Genomic DNA, 25,323 nt, shown 5'->3' with positions numbered 1-25,323 from the left:
GCCGCCTCTGGCGACCTTTCATCCTGTTGACCGCCGGGGCGATCAGTTCATCCAGCGCTCGCTGCTCTTGCGACGGCGCGGGAGCATGGGCAGGAGGATCCCGAGCAGGATGCCGCCCCCCACCATGGCACCACCGCGGATGAACCAGTCCATCTGCATGTCGTGCTCACGGTTGTCATAGCTCTGGGTCAGGGCGTCGTTCTGTTCCTTGAGGCTGCTCATCTCGGCGCTCTGGCTGTCCAGACGGGCTTTGAGGCTGGCGATCTCCTTGCTCTGCTCGGCGATCTTGCCATCCTTCTCGGCGAAGCGTTTCTCGTTGTCGCCATTGAGGTTCAGCAGACGGACCTTGGCTTCGTCCAGCTCTTTCTGAACCTGGGGAAGGCGTTCACGCAGGCTGATCTCTCCCTGCAGCTCGCTGTTCTTGATCCAGCCCTCGCGGCCACGACCGTCCACCACCTGGGTGAATCCGGCCTCCTGGTTCACCGCCTTGACCTCCAGCGGCTCACCGGCCTTGACGCTGCCGAGGATCCGGTACTGGGTACCCGGACCGTTGTGGATATAGGTAAAGATGTTGTCTGAAACATAGCGGGTATCGGCCAGTGCCTGTTGGGCACACAAGCAGATCAGGATCCCGAGAAGGGCGCGCATGGTCGATCGATTCTCTTCGTTGGATTAGGTTGCAGGCCGAATGTTAAGCCGCCTGCGGGTCAAAGGACAAGCAAAGAAAAGCGCCATCTCCCCGAGTGAGAGCTGTCTCGCAGCGCCGCCGGTTTACGACGCGACCATTCCAGACGTCGTACCTACTTCTGTTTCAGCGCCTGCACCTCGGCGCGCAGGGCCTTGAGCTCTTTGAGCAGTTGCGCCTGCTGTTCGCTCTGTTGGCGTCGCCACACCGCGGTGTCGTCGTTGGTCTTGCCGGGATGGACGAACAGGCTGGCCATGAAGCCGCTGAGGGCGCCAAACAACCCCACACCAAAGAGGATCAGCAGGCTGGCGACGAAGCGCCCCTCCTCCGTCTTGGGCACCAGATCCCCGTACCCCACGGTAGAGAGGGTCACCAGCGTCCACCAGAAGGCATCGTAAGGAGTCTGGATCTGGCTGCCGGGTTGCCCCGTTTCCAGCCAGTACATGACGCCGGAGCCGACCCCCAGCAACAGGAAGAAGAGGAAGAGAATGCCGGAGAGGGTGGTTTCGTTGCGTTCACGACGGAACATGGCCAGCAGATCCGGTCTGTCCCGGAGCAACTGGTAGACCCGCCACAGCTGGATGAGCCGCGCCCAGCGCAGTTGTTCCACCATGGGCAGGCTGCCGGGCAGATAGAACCAGTTGCTCTTGAAGAAAGCGATCCTGTCGGAGGCGCGCGCCCAGCCATAGGCGAAGTGAGCGAGGAAGAAGTAGCAGATCAGACTGTCGACATCATAAAAGAGCTGCAAAGTCTGGGGGCTCAGTTCACCGTGCCCCAGCCAGCGAGCAGCCACCAGGCAGACCGAAATCACGGAGAGAAACCCCATCAGCAGATCCATGGTACGCAAATGAGTTAAGTGATGTCGCATACATTTTCCAACTTTAAGCACGGTGCAAATTAATAAAAAGGAAGATAATGCCGATAGCTATGACGGCAAAGGAATAATGGACGTTGAAAGGAGAAAAATTATGCAGTTGAACCCGCTGGAGAGGCGCATGAGCAACATCCGACTGGTGCCCAAGGTGGTGCTGCTCATGGTGTTCAGCACCCTGCTGCTGCTGGCCAAACTCTGGTTCGATGCCAGCAACCTGGAAGCGACCCTGCTCAGCGAGGGCATTGATGCCGCCATGGCCAACACCATCGCCGATCGCCTGCTCTGGACCGGGCTGGTGGAGACGGCGCTCATGGGGGTCGTCTTCGTGGTGCTGCTGCTCACCGGCTCCCGCCTCATGGTCAAGCAGGTCCACTACCTGGTGGGGCTGCTGGAGCGTTTCGCCAACAAGGATCTCAGCCACAGCGTGCTGCTCAAGTCCCGGGACGAGTTCGGCGACATCGCCAAGGCGGTGGCCCACTCCCAGGAGAACCTCAAGGAGGTGTTCGGGACCCAGCGTGCCGCCTGCAAGGAGCTCAACGAGATCGCCTCCCAGGTGACTCTCTGTATGGATGAGGCGAACGAGGCCATCAACGAGGAGTTCACCCAGATTGAGCAGCTTGCCAGCGCCATGAGCCAGATGGTCGGTGCCATTCGAGAAGTGGCCAACCACGCGGAGCAGGCGTCCCACGCCACCGCCGAAACCAGCCAGCTGGCCGAGGAGGGCAGCCGCTGCGTGGCGGCTACCGTCAACACCATCGACACTCTCTCCGGCAACATCCAGCGCTCCTCCACCGTGGTCAACGAAGTGGAGCACGGGGTCGATCGCATCGGCTCCGTGGTGGACACCATCCGCAGCATCTCCGAGCAGACCAACCTGCTGGCCCTGAACGCCGCCATCGAGGCCGCCCGCGCCGGTGAGGCGGGTCGCGGTTTTGCCGTGGTCGCCTCCGAGGTGCGCGAACTCGCGAACCGTGCCCAGGCGGCCACCGTCGAGATCCAGAAGATGATCGAGCAGCTTCAGGGCAACGCCCGCCAGGCCGTCGGCCTGATGGCCGAGAGCGTGCAGCAGGCGGACAAGGGGGTGGAGCAGGTGACCCAGGCAGGTACCCAGCTCGACACCATAGTGCAGCGGGTGCAGGGAGTGGCCGACATGAACCGCCAGATCGCCGCCGCCTCCGAGCAGCAGAGCTCGGTGGCCGAGGAGATGAATGCCAACCTGGAGCAGGTCAAACAGGTGGTGGAAGGCTCCGTCGTGGTGCTGCGGGAGCTGAAAGATGCCTCCGAACTGGTGGAACACCACAGCCAGACGCTGGACAGCCATATCCAGGCCTTCAAGCTGGCCTGATGCTGGCGCCCATCGTCAAACCTTCAGGCTGGCCTGAGGTCGTGATTTGAGTACACTGGAAGGCCCCCTTAGGGGCCTTTCTTTTTTCATCACGGCAAGGAGCCAGGATGCAGACCACAGAACGTGCGCTTGAGATAAGCGACGACAAGGGGCGCCTCGACGTCCCGCTCATTCACCGTTTCCTCAGTGAAGAGGCCTACTGGTGCCTCGGCATTCCCCTCGCCACCCTGCAGCGGGCCATCAACCACTCCCTGTGCTTCGGAGCCTATCTCGACGGCCAGCAGGTCGCCTTCGCCCGGGTCATCACCGACAAGGCCACCTTCGGTTATCTCGCCGACGTCTTCGTGCTGCCCGAACATCGCGGGCGCGGCCACAGCAAGGCCCTGGTGGCAGCCATCCTCGCCCACCCGGAGCTGCAAGGGCTGCGCCGTCTCTCTCTCGCCACCTCCGATGCCCACGGCCTCTACGCCGGCTTCGGTTTTGTTCCGCCGAGAAGCCCCGGCAGCCTGATGGAAATCTACGACCCCGAGATCTACCGGCGTCCCTGAGCCCGGCCGATCGCCAGATCCGTCGCCGGATCACCTTCCGGGCAGCGGCGCTGTGACGCCAGCGCCCGGGAGTGCTAGATTGGCAGCCGGCATTTCACTCTCCCTGCAGACTCGTCAACCACAAGGATGGCAACCGTGGCCCAGCACTCTCCCTCTTTCTCCGCCTTCTCTCCCTTGTTGCAGGAGCAGGCCCTGCGCCACTGGCAGCGGCTGCTCGCCCTGGCGCCCCAGTATGACGCACTGCCCGAGCCCACCCGCCAGACCCTGCTGACCCTGCTCGGCCTCTCCGACTTTGTCGCTGACTCCCTCATCAAGCAACCGGGGCTGCTGGCCGAGACCTTGGCATCGGACGCACTGACCCGGGCCGAGCGCTGGCCCGCCTATGAACCTGAACTCGCAGCCCTGCTCGCCGAGGTCGCGGACGAGGAGGCGCTCAAGCGCATCCTGCGCCAGTTCCGCCGCAGCCGCATGCTGGTGATAGCCTGGCGCGAGCTGCTCGGGGAGTCCGAGGTCGAAGAGAGCTTCATCCATCTCACCAAGCTGGCGGATGCCCTCATCTGTGGAGCCCGCGACTGGCTCTACGCCAAACAGTGCAGCGAGCTGGGCACCCCCATGGACGGCGATGGCAACCCCCAGCCGCTGCTCATCCTCGGGATGGGCAAGCTCGGCGGCGGCGAGCTCAACTTCTCCTCGGACATCGACCTTATCTTCACCTTCCCCGAGAACGGCTACACCGTTGGCGGGCGGCGGGAGCTCGCCAACCAGCAGTTCTTCATCAAGCTGGGGCAGCGTCTCATCAACGCCCTCCACCAGCCCACCCAGGATGGTCAGGTGTTCCGGGTCGACATGCGGCTGCGCCCCTTTGGCGATGCGGGGCCGCTCGCCATCTCCTTCGCCGCCATGGAGGACTACTACCAGCATCACGGCCGCAACTGGGAGCGCTACGCCATGGTCAAGGCACGGGTGCTGGGCCCCCAGTGCGAACACGCCATGGCCCTGACCGAACTGCTGCGCCCCTTCGTGTTCCGCCGCTATATCGACTTCGGCGTCATCGACGGCCTGCGCCAGATGAAGGCGATGATCGCCGCCGAGGTGCGCCGCAAGGGACTGGAGGGCAACATCAAGCTGGGGGCCGGGGGCATTCGCGAGGTGGAGTTCATCGCCCAGGCGCTGCAACTCATCCGTGGCGGGCGCGAGCCCGCCCTGCGGGTACGCCACCTGCCCGAGGCGCTGGCCGCCATCGCCCAGGGGGGTGCCCTGGAGGGGAGCCAGTGCGAACGCCTGCTCACCGCCTATCGCTTCCTGCGCCGGGTGGAAAACATCTTGCAGGAGATCGGCGATCAGCAGACCCAGACCCTGCCCACCGAGGAGCGGGATCGCCAGCGGCTCATCGCCACCCTCGGCTTTACCGACTGGGACGCCTTCATGGCCCACCTCGATGAGGAGATGGCCGCCGTCCATCAGGAGTTCGTCGCCGTGGTGGGGGAAGAGAAGGAGGCCCCCGCCCACCTGGAACAGCTCTGGCTCGATCTCTGGCGCACCGAGCTCGACGCCGCCGAGCTGGAAAAACTGCTGACCACGCAGGGAGTGGTGGAGCCCGCCCCCCTCTGCGCCGCTCTGCTGCGTTTCAAGGAGGAGTACAAGCGCCGTCAGGTAGGGCCCCAGGGGCGCATCGCCCTGGACTGGCTGATGCCGGAGCTGCTGCGGCTGGTGGTGGCGAGCCGCGAGCCCGCCCGCCTGTTCGAGCGGGTCTGCACCCTGCTGACCCGCATCTTCACCCGCAGCGCCTATCTGCAACTGCTGGCGGAAAACCCCGCCGCCCTGCGCCAGCTGGTGCGCCTGTGTGACGAGAGCAACCTGGTGAGCGAGCAGCTGGCCCGCTACCCCATCCTGCTGGACGAGCTGCTGGATCCCCAGCACCTCTACCACCCCACCCCGCTGGATCAGTACAAGCCCCAGCTGCGCCAGTTCCTGCTGCGCATCCCCGAGGAGGACGTGGAGCAGCAGATGGAGGCGCTGCGCCAGTTCAAGCAGGTGCAGCTCCTGCGCATCGTCGCCGCCGACATCGCCGGCGCCCTGCCGCTGATGAAGGTGAGCGACCACCTCACCTGGCTGGCGGAGGCGATCACCGAGGAGGTGGTCAATCAGGCGTGGGCCCAGATGAGCGAACGCTACGGGGTGCCGCCCGAGGTGGCGGTGAGCGGCCAGCGCGGCTTTGCGGTGGTGGCCTACGGCAAGCTGGGGGGCATCGAACTCGGCTACGGCTCGGATCTCGATCTGGTGTTCCTGCACGGCGGCGACCCCAATAGTTACACCGATGGCCGCAAGCCCATCGACAGCCGCCAGTTCTACCTGCGCCTGGCCCAGCGGATCCTGCATCTGTTCAGCACCCGCACTCCGTCCGGCATCCTCTACGAGATCGACATGCGGCTGCGCCCCTCCGGCGACTCAGGCCTGCTGGTCTCATCGCTGTCGGCCTATGAGCAGTACCAGCAGCAGGAAGCCTGGACCTGGGAGCATCAGGCTCTGGTGCGAGCCCGTCCCATCTATGGCGATGATGCCGTGGTCGCCGAATTTGCCCGCATCCGCCGCGACGTGCTGGCCAAGGAGCGGGATCTGCCCACCCTGGCCCGCGAAGTGCGGGAGATGCGCCAGAAGATGCGGGATCACCTGCTCAAGGCGGGAGAGGGAGAGTTCGATCTCAAGCAGTCCCCCGGTGGCATGGTGGACATCGAGTTCATCGCCCAGTACCTGGTGCTGGCCCATGCCTGCGGTGAGCCGGACGCCCTCACCCGCTGGTCAGACAATGTGCGCATCTTCGATGAGTGCGTGATGGCGGGAGTGCTCACACTGGAGCAGGCAGAGGGGCTCAAGCAGGCCTATCTGGAGATCCGCAACCTCGGCCATCGCCTCAACCTCTCGGAGATCTCCCGCAAGGTGGGGGACGATCAGTTGCCGCGAGAGCGGGGCCATGTGCTGGCGGTCTGGCAACAGCTGCTGGGAGAATAAACAGAAGGGGCGCCATGGCGCCCCTTCTCGTTGACGAAAGGCTTGTTGAAGATGACCTAGCGCCCGCCTGCCACATCGATAAAGGTGCCGGTGGCATAGGAGGCCTCGTCCGACAGCAGCCAGGCGATGGCGGCCGCCACCTCACGGGGTTCGCCGCCCCGTTGCAGCGGAATGGCCCCCTTGATCCTGTCCACCCGGCCGGGCTCGCCGCCGTCGGCATGCATGTCGGTGTAGATGAAACCCGGGCGCACCCCGTTGACCCGGATCCCCTGAGCCGCCAGCTCCAGCGACAGCCCCTTGGTCAGCACGTCGACGGCCCCCTTGGCGGCGGCATAATCCACGTACTCCCCGGGGGAGCCCAGCCTGGCAGCGGCGGAAGAGACGTTGACGATGGCGCCCCCCGCCGTCATGCGGCGCACCGCCTCGCGGCAGCAGAGAAAGCAGCTGGTGACATTGGTGGTCAGGGTCTGGTTGATGCGCTCGGCGCTCATCTCCAGCACCCGCATCTGGGGCTGCAACCTGCCGGCGTTGTTCACCAGATGAGTGACGGGGCCGAGCCGCGCGTCCATCTCCCCGAACAGGCGCACCACCTCGGCCTCCACGCTGACATCGGCCTGCACCGCGATGCACTCGACCGGATGGGTGGCCAGGATCTCGGCCACCACCGCCTCGGCGGACGCCCTGTCCTGACGATAGTTGAGACAGAGATGGTAACCCTGCGCCGCCAGATAGCGGGCTGTCGCGGCCCCGATACCTCTGCCACCGCCGGTGATCAGCACCCGTTTGTTCATGAACCCTCCTGGCTCCCGGTTTCGAAGACTGTTTCGCATAGTACCTCATGTTGCCGACCACACCTCGTTCCGTAACGCCCGGCACCACAGCAAAGAGCCCGCACGGGGCGGGCTCTTGATGACAACAACGGGAGGCTGGCTATTTGAACAGGCCCTTGAGCAGCTGGTCCGCCACCCCCTTCACCCCTTCGTTGTCGGCCTTGTCACCCAGCAGCTTCTTGAGACCGCGCTCGGCCTCCTTGCGGGCCTTCTCCTCTAGCACCTTGTTGTTGCTGAGCAGCTCCTTCACGTCAAGCTTGTAGCTCGGCGCCTGCCAGTGGCCGCCGATGCGCACCGGTATGGTGATGTCCTTGAGCTCGTCCACCGTCTTGCCCCCCTGCCCCTTGCTGCTCTCCACCACGGAGGTGAGGAACAGGAAGTCGAGGGTCTCCGGCACCAGAGCAGTCTGGCCCTGCCCCTTCACTCGCAGGGCGGGGGCAAAGAGCTGGATGTCGTCGCTCCTGGCAATCCCGTTGGCAATCTGGAAGCTGGCGGTGAGGGCGCTGAAATCGGTCTTGCGCACCTCCTTCACCTGATCCGCCCCCTTGCCGGTCAGGGTGGCCCGCGCCTCACGGATCATCTCCGCCAGGTTGATGCCGTGCAGGGCGCCATCGTTCAACTTGAGCTTCACCTGGCCCTGCATCCGGCTGCGCAGCGCCTGCTCGGAAAGACCGCTACCCTGCACCTCGACCTCCAGATCCCCCTTGCCTTCCAGCAGGTCGGTCTGGGCCAGGGTCTGCAGCAGGGGCCGCACATCGACCCCCTGCACCCGCTTGTGCACCTGATAGCGGGCCGGCTGCTGACGGGCATCGAGCACGCCGCTGGCGGTCACCTGGCCGCCGGCCACCCCGGCACTGAACTGCTTGAGGGTGAGCTGACCACCGGCCAGGGCCAGTTGCAGATCGACGGCGCTCAGATCCAGCCCCTTGAGGCGCAGGCTGCCCAGTTGCAGGCGGCCAGCCAGGTCCACCGCCTTGAGGGCGGTCAGATCAGGCTCTACCGTGGAGAGCGCCCTGTTGGCAGGCGCCGCAGCCTGCTCCTTTGCTCCGGCCGGTGCAGCCGCTCCCGAGGTGGCGGCCACAGGTGCAGCCTTGGCCGGTTGACCGAGCCAGGCGTCGAGATCGAGCTTGTCCCCCTTGAGGTCAAAGTCCACTTTGGGTACGGCCCCCAGACGAACGGCGCCGCTGCCGCTCAGCAGGGTATCGTCCGCTCCCAGCACCAGGTTGCTGAGGGCGACGCTCTGCTTGTCGAGCTCCGCGCGGGCAAAGCCAGCGAGCTTGAGCTGCATCTGCGGGCGCGGCAGGGCATCACCGCTCAGCTTGGCGGCCAGCACGGCATCCGATATCTCCAGCAGTTGCCGGTTTTCATCGAGGCGCGCCTTGAGGGTCCCCTCCAGCGTACCGGCCAGGGTCGGCTTGTCTGCCGCCCCCTGTGCCCCGCTGAGGCTAAGGCTCAGACTGCTCCACTCCCCCAATGCCAGCCGATCGGCCTTGAGGGAGAAAGCATCCAGCCGCTGGGTCGGTTCGCTCAGGCTCCCCGCCAGTGCGACATCTTTCAGCTCGCTGCGGCTGGCATCGGACGCCAGCTTGAGCTGGGCCGACCCTTTGAGATCAAACGCCAGATCCCCCTGTGCCCCCTTGGCCGCCAGGGTCACCGGTACCCACTCCCCCGGGGTCAACTGCCCCAGATCGAGATCCAGCCTGTCGAGCCGGGAGACGGTACCGCTGCGGTCGTCCCGCACCAAGGCGCTGGCATCCACCAGCGCGATGCCTTGCAGGCTGATCTGCCAGGGCTGTTTGTCACTGGCGGCTGGGGGCGTCGTTGCGGCGGGCTCGGAGGTCGTCGCCTCCCCCTTGGGGTCGGCGGAGGCCTTGAGCAGATCCCTCAGGTTGGAACTGCCGTCAGCCTTGGTCTGGATAAAGAGATGGGCGCCGCTCAGGGTCACCTTGCCGATCTCAAGCCGGTGGGAGAGCAGCGGCAGCAAGCCTACCGAGGCCTCACCCTGCTCGAATCGCACCAGGTCGGGCTCGGCGAAACCGGCGGGGTTGCGCAGCGCCACCTGCTCGAGGGAGAGGCCGAGGCTCGGCCAGAAACGCCAGCCGATATCCCCTTGTATCACCAGCTCGCGGCCGGTGCTCTTGCGCACCTGCTCCGCCAGCTGGGGCTTGAACTGGTTGGGATCGATGAGAGACACCAGGGCGGCGATGGCCACCACGGCCGCCAGCGCCAACCCCAGCAGGATGTAGATGATCTTCTTCACGATGGACTCCTTGAATGCGGATCTTGTGGCTGACTATACCACCGGGGGGATGACAGATGGGGCCCGTCTGCCAAAAGGGGCCAGCGGCGAGACAGGGATAGTCGCAGGCCCACGTTCAAACGCGCGGCAATAAAAAGGGCCCCGCAGGGCCCTGATGATAGTGGATGGCTGGCGCCCGCCTCGCCCGGATCAAGGCTGACGCGGCAACTGCTGATAGCCCATCTCGTACAGGGTGAAGGCATAGATGTCCGCACTCTGCTCGATAAGCTTGGCCACCGGCGTGCCCGCCCCGTGCCCGGCATTGGTCTCGATGCGGATGAGCTGGGGATGGGGGCCGGCATTGTCGGCCTGCAGGGTGGCGGCAAACTTGAAGGAGTGGGCCGGCACCACCCGATCGTCGTGATCCGCCGTGGTCACCAGGGTCGAGGGGTAGCTGACCCCGGCCCGGACGTTGTGCAGCGGCGAGTAGCCCTTCAGGTAGTCGAACATCGCCTCGCTGTCGGCGCTGGTGCCATAGTCATAGGCCCAGCCCGCCCCGGCGGTGAAGGTGTGGTAGCGCAGCATGTCGAGCACCCCCACCGCCGGCAGGGCGACCCGCATCAGATCAGGCCGCTGGGTCATCACGGCCCCCACCAGCAGACCGCCGTTGGAGCCACCGCGGATCGCCAGCCGATCGGTGCGGGTGTAGCCCTCGGCTTTGAGGTACTCGGCCGCCGCGATGAAGTCGTCGAACACGTTCTGCTTGTTCATCCTGGTGCCCGCCAGATGCCAGGCCTGGCCGTACTCGCCGCCCCCGCGCAGGTTGGCCACCGCATAGACGCCCCCCAGATCCAGCCAGTTGGCCACCGACACGCTGAAGCTCGGGGTCAGGCTCACGTCGAAACCGCCGTAGCCGTAGAGGATGGTCGGGTTGCTGCCATCAAGCTTGAGCCCCTTGCGGTAGCTGATGATGAGCGGCACCCGGGTGCCGTCCTTGCTCTGGTAGAAGCGCTGCTCGGAGATGTAATCCTCCGGTTTGAACGGCGCCGCCGAGGCGCGATAGAGGCTGATGGCGCCGCTCTTTGGCTCGAACTGGTAAAGAGTGGGCGGCTGGGCATAGTGCTCGAAGCCGAAGTAGAGGGCGGGGTCGTCGTGCTTGCCGTTGAAGCCACTGACGCTGCCAAGGCCGGGCAGCGCCACCTCGCGCACCCGCTTGCCTTCGTAGTCGAACTGCTCGACCCGGGCGGTGGCATCCACCATGTACTCGGCAAACAGATAGCCGCTGCCGCTGTGTACCGTCAGCACCTGCTGACGCTCGGGGATGAGATCCCGCCAGTGGGCCGGCCCCGGGTTGGCAGCATCCACCGTCACCAGCCGGCCGTTGGGGGCGTCCCGATTGGTCAGCAGGTAAAGGGTGCCGCCCTGGTTGTCCACCAGGCTCACGTCCGCATCCAGATCCCCCTGCACCGTCAGCAGCGGCGCGTTCTCCTGGCTCAGATCCTTCACATAGAGGCGGTTGCCGGAGGTGGAGTTCGCCGCCGAGATGAGCAGGAAGCGGTCATCTTCGGTGACGGTCGCCCCCACGTAGCGGTGGTGCTGGGCCGGGATGGCGCCGAACACCAGCCGGTCATCCTCCTGCGCCGTGCCGAGCCGGTGGAAATAGACCTTGTGCTGATCGGTCCTGGCCGACAGCTCGCTGCCATCCGGCTTGTCGTAGCTCGAGTAGAAGAAGCCCTCGTTGCCGAGCCAGCTGATACCGCTGAACTTCACGTCCTTGAGGGGCGCCTCCAGCGGCTGCTTGCTCTGTACGTCCATCAGGTGGATCTCGCGCCAGTCGCTGCCGGCCAGCGACAAGGAGTAGGCCAGGATGCGGCCATCGCGGGAGAAGCTCAGCTGATCCAGCGCCGTGGTGCCGTCGGGGCTGAGGGTATTGGGATCGAGGAACACCTCGGCCGGCTTGCCCTCCAGCTGGCGCCACAGCACGTTCTGGTTCTGCAGACCGTCGTTCTTGAAGAAGTAGTGGTAGCGCCCCTCGCGAAACGGTGCCCCCTCCTTGGCGTAGTTCCAGGAGGCGGCCAGCTTCTCCTTGATGGCGGCGCGATACGGGATCTGCGCCAGGTAACCCTGAGTCACGGCGTTCTGGGCCTTGACCCAGGCCTCGGTTTCGGGGCTGCGATCATCCTCCAGCCAGCGATAGGGGTCGGCCACGGCCTGGCCGAAGTAGTGATCCACCTGCTCACCCTGGCGGGTGACGGGGTAGTGAAGGCGCGTATTCCCTGACATGGCATCCTCTCTGGTTGGCTGGCCGCTGCACGCACAGAGCAGTGACAGGGCCAGCAGGCTGACAATGGCTCGCATCGAGGCGGCTCCCTGCAGTTTGAGTGAGCGGGCAGGTTAACAAAGCGCGCCGGATGGCCCAACCCCCCGACCGGTGGCAGAGGGTGGCCCGTCGGCACGGGGGAGCCATATGAATTTTTTCGCTTAAGTTTGCCGCTTTATTTTGTTTGTTATCCGGCCCCTGGGTCACAGGATGGAATAAGACACCAGCCAACGTGAGCCATTCAGGATAAAGCATGCCGTACAGCTACCTATCACATCTGCGTTGCAGCAAAACCGGCGAGATAGTGGATGCCGATCAGCCCCAGCAGTTGAGCCCGGTCGGTGCCCCCTTGCTGGCCAGCTACGACCTCGAGGCCCTGAAACAGGCCTGGCACCCGGCCGCTCTGCTGGGCCGCCCCGCCAGCCTGTGGCGCTACCACGAGCTGCTGCCGGTGCGCGACCCCGCCCAGGTGATCACCCTGGGGGAAGGCTTCACCCCTCTGCTGCCCCTGCCCACTTTCGGCAAGCAGATCGGCATTCCGGATCTCTGGATGAAGGATGAGAGCATCATCCCCACCGGTTCTTTCAAGGCCCGCGGCGCCGCGGTCGGCGTCTCCCGCGCCCGGGAACTCGGCGTCACCCACTTCGCCATGCCCACCAACGGCAACGCCGGGGCCGCCTGGGCGCTTTACGGCGCCCGCGCCGGGCTGCGCAGCACCATAGTCATGCCCCAGGCGGCCCCCGCCATCACAAGACTGGAGACCTCGCTGGCCGGTGCCCGCCTCTATCTGGTGGACGGCCTCATCAGCGACGCCGGTCGCCAGGTGGCCGAGGCGGTGGCCGAGCAGGGGCTGTTCGATGCCTCCACCCTCAAGGAGCCCTATCGCATCGAGGGCAAGAAGACCATGGGGCTGGAGATCGCCGAGCAGCTCGGCTGGACCCTGCCGGACGTCATCCTCTACCCCACCGGCGGCGGAGTCGGTCTCATCGGCATCTACAAGGCGCTGCGGGAGTTGCAGGAGCTGGGCTGGGTCAAGGGGCCTCTGCCGCGACTGGTGGCGGTGCAGGCGAGCGGCTGCGCCCCCATCGTCCAGGCGTGGCAGCAGGGGGAGCGCGAATCGCGCTTCTGGCCCGATTCCCAGACCTTGGCCTTTGGCATCAACGTGCCCAAGGCGCTGGGGGACTTTCTGGTGCTGGACGCCCTCTATCGCACCGAGGGGTGCGCCGTCGCGGTGGACGATAGCGCCATCCAGCGCGAGATCCGCCAGCTCGCCGCACGCGAAGGCAGCTTCGTCTGCCCGGAAGGGGCGGCCGCCTTCGCCGCCGCCCGCCAGCTGCGGGAAGCGGGCTGGATACGGGGGGGCGAGCGGGTGGTGGTGCTCAACACCGGCGCCGGCATCAAGTACCCTGACGCCATCACGGTCGTGCCCCAGCGGCTGCGCCGTGACGGGAGGATCCCGGCATGAGCTTCGACTGGTCCTTTGTTCTCACCACCCTGCCGGCGTTCGGCCAATCGGTCTGGGTCACCTTGCAGCTCGGCATCCTAGTGATCCTCACCTCGCTCGTCGTGGCGCTGCTCAATGTGACGCTGCAAAGCCTGCACAAGCCCTGGCTGAACGGGCTGCTCCGCGCCTATGTGGAGCTGGCCCGCAACACGCCGCTCTTGATCCAGCTGTTCTTTCTCTACTTCGGGCTGCCGGCGCTCGGCATCTCGCTCTCCGGCTTTGCCACGGCGGTGATCGCCATGACCTTCCTCGGCGGCGGTTACCTCACCGAGGCGCTGCGGGCAGGCGTTCAGGCAATCCCCCCCAGCCAGCTGGAAGCGGGCCGGGCCATCGGCCTCTCCCGCTGGCAGCTGCTGCGCCACGTCCAGCTGCCCCAGGCCTGGCTCGCCAGCCTGCCGGCGCTGTTTGCCAACTTCATCTTTCTGCTCAAAGAGACCACGGTGGCCTCGGCAGTGGCGGTGCCCGAGCTGCTCTACACCACCAGGAACTACATCGCCCTCTACTACAAGACCTACGAGATGCTGGCGGTGCTGACCTTGATGTGCGTGCTGATCTTTCTGCCGCTCTCCCTTGCCCTGCGCGTCGTTGAAAGGAGGCTGCAACATGGTCAGTTCGGTCATTGAGCAACTGATGCAGACAGCTATTGTCCTGCTGCCGCCGTCACTCGCCACCCATGCACAAAGAAGGAGGGCTCGCTATGGCCAGTCCGGTCACTGAGCAGTTGGCGCAGGCGCTGCCGCTGCTGGCGGTGGGCGCGGGTCAGACCCTCGCCATCTCCCTGCTCGCCATCCTGTTCGCCACCCTGGGCGGGGTCGGTTACGGCGTGCTGGCCCAGCAAGGGGGAAGGCTGACTCGGGGAGCTCTGCGGGTCTATCTGGAGCTGTTTCGGGTGGTGCCCGTGCTGGTCTGGCTCTACCTCTTCTTCTTCGGGCTGCCGATCTTCTTCGGCGTAGACATCCCGGCCTTCTGGTGCGCCGTGCTGGTGCTGGCCCTGTGGGGCGCCAGCGAGGTGGGGGAAGTGGTGCGCGGCGGCCTCAACTCCCTCGCCCGCGGCCAGCAGGAGGCCGGCCTGGCGCTCGGGCTCTCCCGCTGGCAGCTCTATCGCCACGTGCTGCTGCCCCAGGCGCTGCAACGGCTGACGCCGCCCACCATCAACATCTACACCCGCATCATCAAGACCAGCTCGCTGGCGGTGCTGATCGGGGTGGTGGAGGTGATCAAGGTGGGCCAGCAGATCATCGAGCGCACCTATGGCTCGCTGCTTATCTACGGTCTGCTGTTCCTGTTCTTTTTTCTGGTCTGCTATCCGCTCTCGCTCGCCTCGCGCCGGCTGGAGCAACAATGGGGTAATGCGGTATGACACCTCTGCTTGAGCTCAATGCTGTCAGCAAACAATTCGGCCAAAACCGGGTACTGGACGAGGTCAGCCTCACGGTGAACCCAGGGGAAGTGATCGTCATCCTGGGGCCGAGCGGCTGCGGCAAGAGCACCTTGCTACGCACCCTCAACGGGCTCGAACCCATTCAGGGGGGCGATATTCGCTTCGATGGAGAGAGGCTGGATGCCAGCACCGACTGGCAGCGGCTGCGCCAGCGCATCGGCATGGTGTTCCAGAGCTATCACCTCTTCCCCAACCTGACGGTGCTGGAGAACGTGCTGCTCGGCCCCCTTCAGGTGCAAAAACGGGAGCGGGCCGAGGCCCTGCTGCAGGCGGAACAGCTGCTGACTCGCATCGGCCTGTGGGCGCGGCGCCACGACTATCCACGCCAGCTCTCCGGCGGCCAGCAGCAGCGCATCGCCATCGTGCGGGCCCTGTGCATGAACCCGCAGGTGATGCTGTTTGACGAGGTGACCGCTGCGCTGGATCCCGAGATGGTGCAGGAGGTGCTGGAGGTGATCCGGGATCTCGCCGGCAGCGGCATGACCCTGCTCATCGTCACCCACGAGCTGGCGTTCGCCCAGGCGGTGGCGGATCGCATCGTCTTCATGGACGGCGGCCACATCCTGGAGCAGGCCGCGCCCCATCAGTTTTTCGAGAGCCCGCGCAGCCAGCGTGCCCGCCAGTTCCTCGCCAAGTTTTCTTATACAACTGTCAGCAAACGAAAGGAGTCAGCATGAAGATAATTACCTCGGTCCTGTTTAGCGCCCTCATCGGCCTGGGCCTCGCCAGCGGCGCCGCCCAGGCAGAAGACGGTTCCCTCGCCAAGATCAAGGCCCGTGACAAGCTCATCGTCGGCGTCTTCACCGACAAGCCGCCGTTTGGCTATGTGGACGAGAAAGGAAACTACGTCGGCTTTGACACCGATCTCGGCCGCCGCTTCGCCAAGGATCTGCTGGGGGACGAGAACAAGGTCGAGTTCGTGGCGGTGGAGCCCGCCAGCCGCATCCCCTTCCTGCAGAGCGACAAGGTGGATCTCATCCTCGCCAACATGACTGTGACCCCGGAGCGGCGGCAGGTGGTGGACTTCACCAACCCGAACCTCAAGGTCGCGGTGCAGGTGCTGGTGCCGGAAGGCAGCGACGCCAAGAAGCTCGACGATCTGGCCGGCAAGCGGCTTATCGTCACTACCGGCACCACGGCCGACATCTGGCTGACCCGCAACCACCCGGACTGGAAGGTGCTCAAGTTCGAGAAGAACACCGAATCCCTGCAGGCGCTGGCCCAGGGCCGTGGCGATGCCTATGCCCAGGACAACCTGGTCTTGTTCAGCTGGGCCAAGGAGAACCCGGGCTATCGGGTGCTGCCCGAGAAGCTGGGCTCGGAAGACCCCATCGCGCCGGCGGTGAAGAAGGGCAATATCGAGCTGCGTGACTGGGTCAACGACCGTCTCGCCAAGCTGGGGGAAGAGAAGTACCTGCTCAAACTCTACGACCAGTATGTGCGCGACAAGCTGAGCGCCGATACCGATCCCAACGACGTGATAGTGGAAGGAGGCAAGTGGCAGGGTTGAGCCCTGCCCCCACAGCAGTGCTGAGTGTGAAGTGTGTGATCTTTGGTTCCGTTGGTCTGCAAACCGCAAGGTTTGACCTTTCCAGGCGCCCCCTCCAGGTGGCGCCTTTTTTTTGTTTGCAAGACCCCGGCAGGCGGGACACCCGCTCTGTGAGCCAGCTCCCCCTGCCCCGGGATGCCCTGTGCCATCCTCACTGAAACGGCAGCGGGAGGAGAAACCCATGTGGATAGAGGCCGAGCCCGTCTACGGCGCCCTGGTGTCCCTGGCCATCGGGCTCATCATCGGGCTGGAGCGGGGCTGGCAGGTGCGCCAGCTCGGAGACAACCAGCGCATCGCCGGGATGCGCACCTATGGCCTCATCGGTCTGCTCGGCGGGGTCTGCGCCCTGCTGCTGCCCACCCTGGGCGCCTGGCTGGCCCTGCTCGGTCTGCTGACCGTGGTGACGGGGTGCGGCCTCTCGGTCTGGCTGGCCCAGCGCTGGCAGGGGGAGTTCGGCCTCACCAGCTCGGTAGCCATGGTGCTCACCTACCTGCTGGGGCTGATGTCGGTGCTGCAGAGCCCGAGCGAGGCGGTGGCCTGCGCCGTGCTGGCGGCCCTCCTGATGGGGCTCAAGGGCAAGATCCAGCAGGGGATGCTGTTCTTGAGCGAAATGGAGTTTCACGCCACCCTGCGTTTTCTGCTCATCTCCCTGGTGCTGCTGCCGGTGCTCCCCGATACCGAGATGGGTCCCCTCAATGCCTTCAATCCCTTCAAGATCTGGCTCATGGTGGTGGTGATCGCTGGCATCTCGTTCTGTGGTCACTTCGCGGTGCGCCTGCTCGGCACCCGCTCCGGGCTGGTGCTCACCAGCATGCTGGCGGGGCTCGCTTCCTCCACCGCCCTCACCCTGCAATTTGCCCGCCTCAACAAGGAGCAAGGAGGGCTGGAGCGGCTGCTGGCCACCGGCATCCTGCTGGCGGGGGCCACCATGTGGCTCAGGTTGCTGGCACTGGTGCTGATCATCCACGGGGAGCTGGCGCTGCGTCTGGCCGCCCCCCTGCTGCTGCTGGCGGCCATCGTCTACGGCTTTGCGTTCTGGTTCTGGCGCCAGCGGGAAGAGATGCCGGACGGCCCGGTACAGCCCGAAACCCGCAACCCGCTGGATCTCGCCACCGCCATCAAGTTCGGTCTGCTGCTCGCCCTCATCGGCTTCATGGCCACCCTGCTGCAAAGCAAGGTGGGCAACTCCGGGGTCTATCTGCTGTCGCTGGTCTCCGGCATCACGGACGTGGACGCCATCACCCTCTCCCTCTCCCAGCTCGCCCAGAAGGAGCTGGCCCTGGAGGTAGCCGCCAGGGGCATACTGCTCGCCGGGCTGGTCAACTCCCTGGTGAAAGGGGTGCTGGCACTGGTGATTGGCGGACGCAGCCTGGGGCGGCGGGTCTTGCTCCCCTACCTCGTCTCCATCCTGCTCATCCTGCCCCTTGTCCTGATGACAGGATGACGGGGATCACCTGACGGGCCCAGCACTCTGACACCCCCTCCCCTTGTCGCGTATACTGCCCCCTCTTGCAGCAGGAGGAGATGACCATGGCAAGCGACTGGGACAAGGTACTGGCGGGGGGCGCCCTGGACAGCCAGAGCGAGGAGATAGCGAACGACCGCATTCGCGGCCAGGCGCTGCTGAGCCGACTCAACGCCTCACCGGCGGGGGATCACGTCCTGCGCCAGCAGATCTGCCGCGACCTCTTCGCCCACTGTCCCGACTCCTGCTGGATCAGCACCCCCTTCATCTGCGAATTCGGCCGCAACATCCACATCGGCGAGAAGACCTTCTTCAACTTCAACGTCACCATACTCGACGTGGGCGAGGTGCATATCGGCAACCATGTGCTGCTGGCCCCCAACGTGCAGATCTACACCGCCACCCACACCATGGACTATCTGGAGCGACGCAACTGGACCGCCTACAACAAGCCGGTGCGGATCGGCGATGACTGCTGGATCGGCGGCGGGGCCATCATCTGCCCAGGCGTCACCATAGGGCCCCGCTCCATCATAGGGGCTGGCGCCGTGGTCACCCGGGACATCCCGGCGGACTCCCTGGCGGTGGGCAATCCGGCCCGGGTGATCCGCACGCTACAACCGGGCGAGACTCGGGATCAGGCGTGCCTGTCATGATGGCCCTTGCCCTGCTGCCTTTGGGTTGGGCAGGCTGGCTCGGCGCGCACGATGCCAACTGGTGGCCGCTGGCCCTGATCCTGCTGATGAGCCTGCTGACCCTGGTCGTCTACGCCTGGGACAAACGCCAGGCCATTCGTGGCGGCTGGCGCGTGCCCGAGGCCCGCCTGCATCTGCTTGAGCTGTGCGGCGGCTGGCCCGGCGCCCTGGTCGCCCGCCAGTGGCTGCGCCACAAGACCCAGAAAGGGAGCTACCGCCTGCGGTTCTGGGCCATCGTCTGGGGGCAGTTGCTGCTGCTCGGGATCTGGCTCGGCTGGCCGCTCTGGCAGGGGCTCTGAGCCGACGCGCTGACAATGCCCCTGTCAGCCCAGTCGCCCACGGGGCAGACAGGGGCGCTGCACAATCGCCCCTCCACGACAGGCAATGCAAGCAAGATGAATCGGGATCTGCATGTCATGCTAGGAAAGGCGCCGCGCCCATCCCCCCGCACACCATGCCAATTGAATACGGCTCTTCGTACGACCCCCATCCATATGGAGGACACAAAACATGAATAGCCGATTGAAAATGGCCCCCATAAAAATTGTATCAAAATATGTCTGAGGGGAATTTAGCAAAATTCATTCAGAGTTAGTTCATCAAAACCAGTTAAACAAAAAGCACGTTGAATGCATCGCACAATATAATTTGTTACAGGATATTTCAGGCGAAAATATAACTAATTCCATTCAGAGTTCATTCATACTGAAAGCAAACAAAAAGGAATAACAAAAGTACATTTTTTAAAATGCTGGTCGTGATTAATATCTCAGGTTATTATTCAATCACATTACAGAGTTACCAACCATAGCCGCCTTAAAGATCGTCGTACATACTTTTTTGTTCGTACTTTCCCACATCCTTGCATAGCTGTAGCTCGCCCCTGTTTATGATTGCCCAAGCCCTCTGGCTTGCTCCAAAAATATAAATATAGAGGACCTTGCTTATGACAAAGATGTTACGGTCATATGTCGCCCTACTCTTCTCATTTTTATTACTGGGTTGTAATGGTAATAACAATGACTCATCCACTGTAATACCACCAGATATCTCCATATCCGGATTGCAGATCACCCCCGCCGTTTCCTCCCTGCCGGTTGGCTTGAGTGAACAACTCAAAGGGGAAGTCATTCTGTCCGATGGCCAGGTGCTGGATGTCACCGCTGACGATGCCGTGAGCTGGCGTTCCAGCGACCCGGCCGTTGCCACCGTCAGCAACAGTGGCACCGACAAAGGCAGGGTGACCGGCGTCTCCGCAGGAACCGTCACCATCACTGCCTCCGGTGAAGCCAATGGCCAATCCTTCAGCGCGACGGCCGAGGTGACCATCACCCATGCCGTTGTGGCCCAACTACAGATCACCCCCGCCGTTTCCTCTCTGCCCGTTGGCTTGAGTGAACAGCTCACAGGGGAGGCCATTCTGTCTGATGGTCAGGTGCTGGATGTCACGACTGACGACGTGGTGAGCTGGCGCTCCAGCGACCCGGCCGTTGCCACCGTCAGCAACAGTGGCGCCGACAAAGGCAGGGTGACTGGCGTCTCCGCAGGAACCGTCACCATCACCGCCTCCGGTGAGGCCAATGGCCAGCACTTCAGCGCCACCGCCGAAGTGACCATCACCCATGCCGTCGTGACCCAGGTGCAGATCACCCCCGCCGTTACCTCTCTGCCCGTTGGCTTGAGTGAACAACTCACAGGGGAAGCCCTTCTTTCCGATGGTCAGGTGCAGGATGTCACCGCTGACGACGTGGTGAGCTGGCGCTCCAGCGACCCGGCCGTTGCCACCGTCAGCAACAGTGGCGCCGACAAAGGCAGGGTGACCGGTGTCTCCGCAGGAACCGTCACCATCACCGCCTCCGGTGAGGCCAATGGCCAGCACTTCAGCGCAACGGCCGAAGTGACCATCACCCATGCCGTCGTGACCCAGGTACAGATCACCCCCGCCGTTTCCTCTCTGCCCGTTGGTTTGAGTGAACAACTCACAGGGGAAGCCCTTCTGTCCGATGGCCAGGTGCTGGATGTCACCGCTGACGACGTGGTGAGCTGGCACTCCAGCGACCCGGCCGTCGCCACCATCAGCAGCAGTGGTGCCGACAAAGGCAGGGTGACCGGCGTGTCCCCAGGGACTGTCACCATCACCGCCGCCGGCAAGGCAAATGGCCAGTCCTTCAGCGCGACTGCCAAAGTGACCATTACCAAGGCAGTTGTGGCGGAAGTACAAATCACCCCCACCGTCTCCACCCTGCCAGCAGGCTGGAGTGAACGGCTCACAGGGAAAGTCACTCTGTCCAATGGTCAGGTGCTGGATGTCACCGCTGACGACGCCGTGAGCTGGCACTCCAGCGATCCTGCCATCGCCACTATCCATAGCAGTGGTCCCGACAAAGGCATGGTGACCGGCGTGTCCCCAGGGACCGTCACCATTACCGCCTCCGGTGAGGCCAATGGCCAACACTTTAGCGCGACGGCCGAGGTGACCATTACCAGTCTCGTCGTGACCCAGGTACAGATCACCCCCGCCGTTTCCTCCTTGCCGATTGGCTTGAGTAAACAACTCAAAGGAGAAGCCCTTCTGTACGATGGCCATCAGTCGATGCTGCTGCTGGATGTCACCACTGACGATGCCGTGAGCTGGAGCTCCAGCAACCCGGCCGTTGCCACCATCAGCAGCAGTGGTCCCGACAAAGGCGTGGTGACCGGCGTATCGACGGGCACTGTCACCATCACCGCCTCCGGTGAGGCCAATGGTCAGCACTTTAGCGCCACCGCCGAGGTGACCATCACCCACGCCGTCTTGACCCAGGTTCTAATCACCCCCACCGTTTCCGCCCTGCCTGCAGGCTTGAGTGAACAACTCAAAGGAGAAGCCCTGTTCTCAGATGGCCAGGTATTCGACTTCACCACTGATATCGCCGTGAGCTGGAGTTCCAGCAACCCGGCCATCGCCACCATCAGCAGCAGTGGTCCAGACAAAGGCATGGTCACCGGCGTATCGGCGGGCAACGTCACCATCACCGCCTCCGGTGAGGTCAACGGCCAGCCCTTCAGCGCCACCGCCGAGGTGACCATTACCCATGCCGTCGTGACCCAAGTTCAAATCTCCTCCACCATTTCCACCCTGCCTGTAGGCTTGAGTGAACTGCTCAAAGGGGAAGCCATACTCTCTGATGGCAAGGTACTCGATGTTACTGCGGATAACGCTGTGAGCTGGAGTTCCAGCAACCAGGCTGTAGCCACCATCAGCAGCAGTGGCGCCGACAAAGGCATGGTGATCGGCGTGTCTGCCGGGACTGTGACCATTACCGCCTCCGGTGAGGTCAATGGCCAACATTTCAGCGCCACCGCAGAAATAGAAGTAGAAGAGGTGGCTCTTTTACCGTTTTTCACAACTCCTGACACCATCAAGCGTAATTTGCGGAATGCCGATGCCTATTGTAAAGGACTGAACCCCGCATATCGCCTGCCAACCATAAACGAGCTGGAAAATCTATTTATTCAGAGCACTTCTGCCACGGCTACCGGTCAGCCCAATTCAGAGATGTGTAGTGTTCACGGGTGGCCCCTGGGCAATCCCCATCAGTGTGGTGGTACTACCAGCTACTACTGGACCTGGGCCCGCAATACAACGGGGATACTCAGTCACCACAGCAAACACATGGGTAGCGGCAACACCAACTACGCCAGCATCAACAGTGAATACAACGTAACTTGCGTTCGTAAGGACATTTAGCCTTTAACCTGTTGCTGGCGCGCAAGCGCCAGCTATATCCGTGCGCCAGGGCATCTGCAACACAGCAACGTCCTGCGCCCCCAGTAAATAAACGTCTCGACAGTGAATAGATTACTGGCGGCCACCATCCGCCAACCAACACCTGGCGATTAACGCCGCTCTGATTGAAATCGTATGTTCTGACTGGGCTTATAAGCACCCCCATCAAAAACATGATTTCCAGCCTGACTGTCTCGACGCTCATAAATTCATGCGAGCCCTCAAGGCTTGCGCCAGAAATATAAACTTGGAGGACTTTACCTATGACAAAGATATTACGGTCATATGTCGCCCTGCTTTTTTCATTTTTATTATTGGGTTGTAGTGGTGGCTCAGAGGATTCCACCCCCGAGACCTCCCCATCGTTAGAACGGATCCATATTGTTGCCAGCCCGGTCAGCACTCGAGGAAGCAGTTCACTCATCCTGGCAAAAGGCAATACCCAGCCCTTTATTGCAACGGGTCATTACGGCGATGGTTCGGTCAAGGCGTAGACCGGTGAAGCAGACGGACATTCCGGTGACATGGCGTCATCCAGCCTATCCCACTCATATTCAACATAAGCGCTGCCTTCTACCTTTCCGCCGGTCGTCACAAAGGTCTGTCGTGCGGCTTTATTTCCCATATCGGTCCCGGCCCAAACCAGTCTGACGCCATCGCGCGTGCAGCAGGCAATCAGGGTATTGACCAACCCTTTTCCTATGCCACGCCCTCTTTTTTCATCCAACACCTCAATATCATAAAGATACGCCAGGTGCCCCCCGGTTCTCACGTCGGGGAAACGGTACGCACTGAGCAGCCCGACAGGCTCATCGTCATGCAAGGCAACCAGCAGATAACAGCGCTCATCGGAAATAGCGGCGGCAATATCCTCCAGAGAGGCTTTTTCTGCCCCCTCACCTGTTTCAGCAAGCAGTATGGATAATGCCTTGAACCAGATATTTTCGTCACCACGCGTCAGTCTTTTTATTTCCATTGGATGACCTCATGCTGATGCCCGGCCTGATATGCATCATCGATATCAGGTGACAGGCATTTATTAAAAGAGGACTCCATCAATAACATACTGAATAATGTGCATGAATGATCGAACGCACACTTTTCGCGACCATGCATTCATCTTTACACGCGGCAAATAACCAACATCATCGCCAACACACGCCCTGTCCAGTCACGACCGCATGACAGAGGAGCCATCACATTCAGGCATCCTCCTTGACGGAGAGTGGCCCCCTCGGGCAGACCGGCGCGTACCGAAGACAACCAGGCGGGCATTGCCGCCCAAGGTCGGGTATGAGACAACGACAGCGCGGGAGACAGATCCTCTCGTTCAAATCTTGAAAGGAGTCATTCATGACCATGTGGACAGGTATCGTCCTGATCGTCTTTATCAGCGTGTCGTTCAGCTATCTCACCAAACGCGCCCGCTACCAGATGGGGGATGCCCGCATCACGGATCGCCTCGGCAAACAGGATCTCATCATCAGGGAGTTGCAGGAGCGCATCGCCAATCTGGAGGCCATCGTCATCGAGGAGGAGAAGCGCCGCCCGTTCAAGGAGCTCTGATCCGGCAAGCCGGGCGGCAAACCGGCCAGCCCCCGGGCTGCAAGGGTTTGCCGCCGCCCCCGCCCGTCCTCCGCCTGGCAAAAACGAAATTCACAGCAGGATCAATCCCCTGCCATTTTTCGGTTGAATGTTCGCCAAGCTGGCCCGATCCCTGCTCCGTCATGACATCAGTCGTACGGAGAGTGACATCATGATCGCCATCGGCACCCTGCTTCCCCTCGCCTCCCTTGCCCTCAAGCTGGGCAGCAAGCTGCTGGGCGACAGCACGCCGCCCGCCCAGACCGAGCCTGTCGTGCAGGAAGAGCACCTTGCCCCCACGGTGCAGAGCCTGTTCCAGCGCCTCGGCATCCAGGAGGCTGACTGCGAGCAGAACCGCCCCGCCATCAACCACTTCATGGGGGCGCTGATGCAGACCCTGGGTCAGGAATCCTCGGGCCAGCCCCTGCCCCAGGCCATCGATGCCGCCCGCACCCAGTTGGCAGACGGCACCCAGAGCACCCGCCTCGACGCGCTGCAGAGCGAGCTCGACACCCTCAAGGGCTCCCTCGGCAACAGCGACCTCAACCTCGATCAGCTGCTCTACGCCTTCAAGCAGACCCTGCCCCAGGGCCCGGGGGAAGGCGTCGGCAAACTGCTTAATGCCAGCGCGTGAGCGGGAGTGGAACCATGAAAAACGGCAACCAGACGGTTGCCGTTTTTGTCGGGCCGGATCTCAAGGTGTCACGCTAGGGCTGTGAAGGAGGCGGGCTCAGCATGGCGCCGGCCAGTGCGGTCTGCCCGCGCTCCTGCAGGGCATTGGCCGCTCCCAGGCGATCCGCCGCCTCTTTGTTCTGACCCAGCTTGAACTTGCCGACCAGCCGCTCAATCTCGATCTCTATGCCCACCACGGCCTGCACCATGGTCTCGAGATAGTCTCTCGGAGCATCCGCCATCTTCCAGGGAATGGACTCTCCCGCCTCGTGGGTACGGGTCAGGGTCGCGAGCAGGCGACGCACGAAGCGGGCATCGTCCCTCACCCGGATACGGCCATGGGCGTGCACCACGGCATAGTTCCAGGTGGGCACCTGCTGATGATGCACCTGCTTGCCCGGATACCAGCTGGGAGAGATATAACCCTCGGCGGCGCGGAAGATCACCAGCACCTCGTCGCCCTCTTTCACCTCCTGCCAGAGTGGGTTGTTGCGGGCCACATGGGCCCGCAGCACACCGTGGGCCCCCTGCTCCCCATCGAACTCGAACGGCAGGTGGTTGGCATCCAGCCCCCTTCACCACAGGTGATCAGGGCCCCCAGGGGGTGCGCCTGCATCAGCTGGTGCAGCGCCTCGGGGTCGGTAACGGCGAAATGGGGTGGCAGGTACATGGGAACTCCTTGATCCGGTTGACGCGTCCATACGCATTGCAGCGGGATCATGCCCTGCCCGGCGCGGGCCGTCACCCTGAATGTGTCCCACTGAGCCAGTTCATTGCCGCAGGTGGCCGCAATG

Annotated in this window: 20 protein-coding genes and 1 pseudogene; 14 read left to right on the top strand and 7 right to left on the bottom strand. The window is 63.3% G+C overall.

Annotated elements, in window-relative coordinates; translation table 11 throughout:
• Positions 1-42 precede the first annotated feature (42 nt).
• Together AB5Y80_RS20690 and AB5Y80_RS20685 are read right to left on the bottom strand one after the other, a co-directional pair.
• The gene (locus tag AB5Y80_RS20690) at positions 43-648 is read right to left on the bottom strand and encodes a TIGR04211 family SH3 domain-containing protein (RefSeq protein ID WP_368173472.1); all 606 of its coding nucleotides are present in this window, start codon (positions 646-648) and stop codon (positions 43-45) included.
• A 152-nt stretch (positions 649-800) separates the two neighbouring features.
• Entirely contained in the window at positions 801-1,553 is a 753-nt protein-coding gene (locus AB5Y80_RS20685) for a potassium channel family protein (RefSeq protein ID WP_202016183.1), read from the bottom strand.
• A 100-nt stretch (positions 1,554-1,653) separates the two neighbouring features.
• On the opposite strand from AB5Y80_RS20685, the gene AB5Y80_RS20680 reads away from it, so the two are divergent.
• From AB5Y80_RS20680 to glnE, 3 genes are all read left to right on the top strand, one after another.
• Entirely contained in the window at positions 1,654-2,904 is a 1,251-nt protein-coding gene (locus tag AB5Y80_RS20680; RefSeq protein ID WP_010675666.1) for a methyl-accepting chemotaxis protein, read from the top strand.
• A gap of 107 nt (positions 2,905-3,011) precedes the next feature.
• On the top strand, positions 3,012-3,452 hold the full coding sequence (locus tag AB5Y80_RS20675; RefSeq protein ID WP_010675667.1) for a GNAT family N-acetyltransferase: 441 nt from the start codon (positions 3,012-3,014) through the stop codon (positions 3,450-3,452).
• Positions 3,453-3,587: 135 nt separating this feature from the next.
• Entirely contained in the window at positions 3,588-6,461 is a 2,874-nt protein-coding gene (gene glnE, locus AB5Y80_RS20670) for a bifunctional [glutamate--ammonia ligase]-adenylyl-L-tyrosine phosphorylase/[glutamate--ammonia-ligase] adenylyltransferase (RefSeq protein WP_254052362.1), read from the top strand.
• Positions 6,462-6,517: 56 nt separating this feature from the next.
• Here the strand turns inward: glnE and AB5Y80_RS20665 are convergent, their stop codons facing one another.
• From AB5Y80_RS20665 to AB5Y80_RS20655, 3 genes are all read right to left on the bottom strand, one after another.
• The gene (locus AB5Y80_RS20665; RefSeq protein WP_274799090.1) at positions 6,518-7,252 is read right to left on the bottom strand and encodes an SDR family oxidoreductase; all 735 of its coding nucleotides are present in this window, start codon (positions 7,250-7,252) and stop codon (positions 6,518-6,520) included.
• Positions 7,253-7,391: 139 nt separating this feature from the next.
• Entirely contained in the window at positions 7,392-9,551 is a 2,160-nt protein-coding gene (locus tag AB5Y80_RS20660; RefSeq protein WP_277856610.1) for an AsmA family protein, read from the bottom strand.
• 189 nt (positions 9,552-9,740) lie between these two features.
• Positions 9,741-11,888, bottom strand: a complete 2,148-nt coding sequence (locus AB5Y80_RS20655; protein WP_277856609.1) for a prolyl oligopeptidase family protein — start codon at positions 11,886-11,888, stop codon at positions 9,741-9,743.
• A 215-nt stretch (positions 11,889-12,103) separates the two neighbouring features.
• On the opposite strand from AB5Y80_RS20655, the gene AB5Y80_RS20650 reads away from it, so the two are divergent.
• The 9 genes from AB5Y80_RS20650 (at position 12,104) to AB5Y80_RS20610 (ending at position 22,234) form a co-directional block, all read left to right on the top strand.
• A complete protein-coding gene (locus AB5Y80_RS20650; RefSeq protein ID WP_368173471.1) occupies positions 12,104-13,315 on the top strand; it encodes a threonine synthase in 1,212 nt (403 codons plus the stop codon).
• Positions 13,312-13,977 carry an amino acid ABC transporter permease gene (locus AB5Y80_RS20645; protein WP_368173470.1) on the top strand — a complete coding sequence of 222 codons (666 nt, stop codon included), beginning with the start codon at positions 13,312-13,314 and terminating at the stop codon, positions 13,975-13,977. Before AB5Y80_RS20650 ends, AB5Y80_RS20645 begins: the two co-directional genes overlap by 4 nt.
• A gap of 74 nt (positions 13,978-14,051) precedes the next feature.
• A complete protein-coding gene (locus AB5Y80_RS20640; RefSeq protein ID WP_368173469.1) occupies positions 14,052-14,714 on the top strand; it encodes an amino acid ABC transporter permease in 663 nt (220 codons plus the stop codon).
• On the top strand, positions 14,711-15,472 hold the full coding sequence (locus AB5Y80_RS20635; RefSeq protein WP_368173468.1) for an amino acid ABC transporter ATP-binding protein: 762 nt from the start codon (positions 14,711-14,713) through the stop codon (positions 15,470-15,472). Before AB5Y80_RS20640 ends, AB5Y80_RS20635 begins: the two co-directional genes overlap by 4 nt.
• Positions 15,469-16,305 carry a transporter substrate-binding domain-containing protein gene (locus AB5Y80_RS20630; RefSeq protein WP_039040560.1) on the top strand — a complete coding sequence of 279 codons (837 nt, stop codon included), beginning with the start codon at positions 15,469-15,471 and terminating at the stop codon, positions 16,303-16,305. The genes AB5Y80_RS20635 and AB5Y80_RS20630 overlap by 4 nt, the downstream gene beginning before the upstream one ends.
• A gap of 220 nt (positions 16,306-16,525) precedes the next feature.
• Positions 16,526-17,788 (top strand): MgtC/SapB family protein, encoded by a 1,263-nt coding sequence (locus AB5Y80_RS20625; RefSeq protein WP_368173467.1) that lies wholly within the window; start codon positions 16,526-16,528, stop codon positions 17,786-17,788.
• Positions 17,789-17,874: 86 nt separating this feature from the next.
• A complete protein-coding gene (locus AB5Y80_RS20620; protein ID WP_277856603.1) occupies positions 17,875-18,465 on the top strand; it encodes a sugar O-acetyltransferase in 591 nt (196 codons plus the stop codon).
• A complete protein-coding gene (locus AB5Y80_RS20615; RefSeq protein ID WP_139739468.1) occupies positions 18,462-18,803 on the top strand; it encodes a DUF1294 domain-containing protein in 342 nt (113 codons plus the stop codon). The genes AB5Y80_RS20620 and AB5Y80_RS20615 overlap by 4 nt, the downstream gene beginning before the upstream one ends.
• Positions 18,804-19,450: 647 nt before the next feature.
• A complete protein-coding gene (locus tag AB5Y80_RS20610; RefSeq protein WP_368173466.1) occupies positions 19,451-22,234 on the top strand; it encodes an Ig-like domain-containing protein in 2,784 nt (927 codons plus the stop codon).
• A 505-nt stretch (positions 22,235-22,739) separates the two neighbouring features.
• Here the strand turns inward: AB5Y80_RS20610 and AB5Y80_RS20605 are convergent.
• Entirely contained in the window at positions 22,740-23,249 is a 510-nt protein-coding gene (locus AB5Y80_RS20605) for a GNAT family N-acetyltransferase (protein WP_368173465.1), read from the bottom strand.
• A 377-nt stretch (positions 23,250-23,626) separates the two neighbouring features.
• Here AB5Y80_RS20605 and AB5Y80_RS20600 point away from each other — a divergent pair, with 377 nt between their 5' ends.
• The gene (locus AB5Y80_RS20600) at positions 23,627-23,839 is read left to right on the top strand and encodes a hypothetical protein (RefSeq protein ID WP_104452260.1); all 213 of its coding nucleotides are present in this window, start codon (positions 23,627-23,629) and stop codon (positions 23,837-23,839) included.
• 190 nt (positions 23,840-24,029) lie between these two features.
• The gene (locus tag AB5Y80_RS20595; RefSeq protein WP_277856602.1) at positions 24,030-24,491 is read left to right on the top strand and encodes a hypothetical protein; all 462 of its coding nucleotides are present in this window, start codon (positions 24,030-24,032) and stop codon (positions 24,489-24,491) included.
• Positions 24,492-24,564: 73 nt separating this feature from the next.
• On the opposite strand, the pseudogene AB5Y80_RS20590 reads toward AB5Y80_RS20595, so the two are convergent.
• Positions 24,565-25,199 (bottom strand): annotated as a pseudogene (locus AB5Y80_RS20590) (FMN-binding negative transcriptional regulator).
• Between the last annotated feature and the right edge of the window lie 124 nt (positions 25,200-25,323).

Origin of the sequence: Aeromonas sp. R2-1 (assembly GCF_040908425.1) — a bacterium.
GTDB lineage: Bacteria > Pseudomonadota > Gammaproteobacteria > Enterobacterales > Aeromonadaceae > Aeromonas > Aeromonas caviae.
Note: the sequence above shows the minus strand (reverse complement) of the source record. Positions and strands in the feature narration are given on the sequence as shown.